Genomic DNA, 3,710 nt, shown 5'->3' on the forward strand with positions numbered 1-3,710 from the left:
GTCAGTGTACTTCTGGTATTCAGCAATGTGGTTTTTGCCGTCGAAGGGATCGAGTGGCGTCAGGCTACACCCTCCTACGATACCGGTGAGTTCAGTGACACTTTTGTAGACCTCCGGGTTCAGACCCTGGCCGGACCGGTGGAGATCAAGCGGCAGTGGCACAACGGCCAGTGGGTCTGGAACCGCAACTGGGCCTCCCTGGACATTACTGCTCCTGCCGTGGATGAAAATGGTAACCCGGTTGAAGATCCATTACGCCAGCGCCCTTACGCCATAACCCGAAATGGATTCACCTACCTGCGGCAGTCCGGTGACCTGGATAACCCCACCTTCCAGAATCTGCCCAAACGCATCATTACCGCCCGAAACCGGGGTATTGACGGCTTCCAGTGGAAAAACAAACTGGGCTACACCCTTGACTACGATAAATTTGGTCGCATGGTGGCCTATGCCGGACCAAACGGTACCGGTATACGACTGGTGCGAAATGATGACGGCCTGATTGTCAGCCTGGTCGAACCCGGTGACCGAGCCGTTATTACCTATGAATGGGAGAACTACACAGCCACCGTCGACGGTACAGCCACCTCAGGCCATCGCATCAAGTCCGTCACGGACTACACGGGGCGCCAGGTTTCCTACCATTACAACAGTGACAATCAACTGGCCCGAATAACCGATGTCCTTGGCCACCACTGGCTTCTTCACTATGAAGGCAATGGCCGCTCCGCCTTTACCGGCTTTACCAATCCGGAGCAGGAACGCACCACCTTTGAAATTGACACCAACGGTTCCCTGAGAAGTTACAGCAATGGTGAGGGTGTCGGCAAAAAATACAGCTACCGGTTTGATAGCCGCAAGGATGAACACTACGTTCGCCAGGAAGACAGCACGGGAAAAGTCATCGAAACCTGGTACAACCGGCTCGGGCAGATAAACCGTCGAGCCATCAACGGTGAAACAGTCACCACCGCAACGGTCACGGTGTCCGATGGGTCCAGTGATGTCAATCGGGTGGTCGGGCTCCATAACCGGATTCTGAAAACCCGAAGCGCTGCGGTGATTGGCTCCTTATCCAAACAATCCAGCGACCAGGGGCAGCCCTATATCAGGGAACGGGTGGTGACCGACGCCCATGGCAATCGCACCCGGTTCCATTACGACCGGTTGGGCAATGTGCTCAAGACAGAGCACCCCGACGGTACCGTGACCAGCACCCGGTACAACTCCCTGAATCGCCCTGTAGAGTTCATCAATGAATCGGGCGTAAAAACCACGTACACCTACGACAGCAAGGGCAACCGGCTCACCATGACGGAGGCAGCCGGCACAGAGCTGGCCCGCACCACCCTCTATGGTTACACCCCCTATGGGCACCCCACCCGTACGACCGCTCCCGGGGATGCCACTCAAGCCACCGAATACGACGATTTTGGGAACCCCGCCCGGCAGACCGATGCCCTGGGCAAGAGCACTCAACTGAAAAACTTTGATGCCCTGGGCAACCCGCGAACCGTCATTGATCCCCTTGGTCATCCGTGGACCGCCACCTACGATGCCGTCGGCAATGTTCTGACCCTCACCGACCCTCTGGAGCAAACCGTCACTTTTACCTACGACAAAGCTGGCCGGGTCAACACCATCAAAACCCCAGACAATGCCATAACCACCCTGGAAAATAACGCCTCCGGCTTACCCCTGGCCATTGTCGATGCCGCCAGCGCCCGTACTGAATTTACCTACGATAAAGCCAACCGTCTGGTACAGGTGGTGGATGGGGAGAAAAAACGTTATCTGCGCAGCTACGACGACTGGGGGCGAATCCACTCCCTGACCGATGGCAGCGACAACACCACCCGCTACCAGTACGACATTGATCGCCTGGAGAGGGTCAGCTACCCCACCTACGAAGAAACCTACACCTACGACAACCGCAATCGCACGGTTAAAGAGCAGCAGACCTACCAGCACCAGGGGCAACCAAACGTCATTCAGCGCCAATTCCAGTACACCATCGACAGTGAACTGAAACAAAGAACCGATGCCAACGGCAATAACGACCAGTATCAGTACGATGCCCTGAACCGTTTGGTGGCCCTGACCGATGCCGCAGGAGGCATCACCCGATACGGTTACGATCATCGGGATAACCTGATCAGCGTGATCGACCCGGAAGGTCGGGAAACCCGGTTTGAATACAACCTTCGAGACGACGTGACGGCAGAGATCAAGGTAGGCAAAGATGACCTGGCAGACACTCGCCGCACCTACCGTTACGACGACAATGGCAATCTGACCGGCATCACCACCCCCAACGGCGAGATCACCCAATACACCTACGACGCCGCCAACCGACTGCAAACCGCGATCTATTTTACCAGTGCAACCCGGCAACAAAACAACCAGCCGGAAAAAACGGTCCATTATCAGTACACCGCCACCAACCAGTTTGCCGGTTATGCCGATGGATCAACAGAATCCCAATACACCTACAACAACCTGAACCGATTGACCGAGGTCACCACCACCTTTAACAAGGGGTTGACGAACGAATTCAGCAAAACCTATGGCTACAGCTATTACAAAAACGGCCTGAAAAAAACCTACACCAGCCCCGAAGGGGAAACCTACACCTATTACTACAACAGCAACAACCAGCTCTACAGTGTCGCCATCCCCGGACAGGGCCGCATCAACTACAACAACTACCAGTGGCTGGTGCCACAAAACATCAGCTACCCCGGCAATAATCAGGTGGTCACCACTGTGGATGGCCTGATGCGCCTGCACAGCAAGGAAGTGTCCGACCCGGCTCAGCACCTGATGAGTCAGCAGCTCTGGCAATACGACAGCGAAAGCAATATCACCCGAATCCAGCACACCAGGGAGATGGCTGAATACAGCTACGACAACCTCTACCGTTTGATTGCCGCCCGCTACACCGCCAATGGGATCAATGATTTTGAAGAAATCACACCCAGAATCAATGAGGCCTACGCCTATGACGGCGTGGGCAACCGGCTGGATCAAAAGACGAACAAGGATGACCTGGCACCCGATATCTGGAAGTACAACACCTTTAACCAGCTGACCGAACAGAATGGTATCGGCTATGAATACAACAAAAACGGCCACCTGAGCAAAAGCGGCAAAAAAGACGAGAATGGCCAGATAACCGTCGATCCTACCGGGGAAATTCCACTCTGGGAATTCAGCTACAACAGCGAAGAGCGCCTGATTGAAGTCAGAAAGAACAACATCACCATCGCCCGTTATCAGTACAACCCGTTGGGGCAGCGAACAACAAAAGCCCTGCCTGAAGAAAATACCACCATTCACTACCTCTACAATCAGGAAGGCATGGTGGGTGAATACGACGACACTGGGCAGCTCATTCAGGAGTACGGCTGGAAACCCAACAGCGTCTGGATGACCGACCCACTGTTTACCCGCACCGCGGATAACCAGGTGCACTTCTACATCAACGACCAACTGGGCACCCCCCAGAAAGCCTTTCGAAGAAACGGCAAAGTGACCTGGAAAGCCAGGGCAAGCGCCTTTGGTGAAACCGAAGTCTGGGCAGAGAGTGAACTGAGGAACAACCTGAGATTTCCGGGGCAGTATTTTGATCAGGAAACGGGGTTGCATTATAACTACTTCAGGGATTATAACTCTGGGCTTGGGCGATATGTTCAGAGTGATCCGATTGG

General features: G+C 54.5%; 1 protein-coding gene. It reads left to right on the forward strand.

Going from position 1 to position 3,710, the window contains the following annotated elements; genetic code table 11:
* The coding region (locus ACNRUY_RS25955; protein ID WP_488114566.1) for an RHS repeat-associated core domain-containing protein at positions 1-3,710 on the forward strand (3,710 nt) is incomplete at both ends.

The organism is Endozoicomonas sp. Z74 (assembly GCF_057680865.1).